The sequence below is a fragment of the Hydrotalea lipotrueae genome (genome assembly GCF_019249625.1).
Taxonomy (GTDB): Bacteria; Bacteroidota; Bacteroidia; order Chitinophagales; family Chitinophagaceae; genus Hydrotalea; species Hydrotalea flava.
The window spans coordinates 1-565 of the sequence record NZ_JAESDL010000070.1 but is presented as its reverse complement, the minus strand read 5'-3'; the positions used below and the strand labels follow the sequence as shown (position 1 = coordinate 565).

At 23.2% G+C, this 565-nt stretch carries 1 protein-coding gene; it reads left to right on the top strand.

The features are described 5' to 3' along the window. Positions 1–24: 24 nt before the first annotated feature. Positions 25–565, top strand: a 541-nt coding sequence (locus JK139_RS15420; protein WP_218332193.1) for a DUF6734 family protein, incomplete at its 3' end; no start/stop codon positions are given.

Below are 565 nucleotides of genomic sequence, written 5' to 3'. Positions count from 1 at the left end.
TTTGAGCAGCATTTATTTCTAACGATGGCGAAAGAAAAAAAGAAAAAAATTTCATATTTATTTAATGAAAAGATAAATGATAATGAATATCAAAAAATTGGGAATATTCATGAAGTTCCTTGCCATCAAAATTATATACATCTATTAGGACATTTCAAACGAGATGAAAAAACCTGTTTATCTATGACTTTGAAATTACAGGAGTTATACCCTGACTATTTTTGTAAAATAATAAAATATTTTCATGACAATCATTTAAATCATCCTTATTCAAATTTATTGCATGAAACAAAAAAATTATTTTTTTTAAAAATAAATAACAAATATAATTACACATGTAGCACTCAAAATACAGATTATTTAATACACCCAATTCATACAAACGATCAAATCTCCTACTTTAAGTTTCTGAAAAATTATATTTCAAAAACAATCAAAAGCAATGTCAGAAAATCTATAATTATGCAAAACGATTTTGAATATTTCTCAAATTATATTCTTAATAAACTTAATAAATCTAACTGTTCTGTAAAGGATTTGTATATCTGTCTCTTATACACATCTG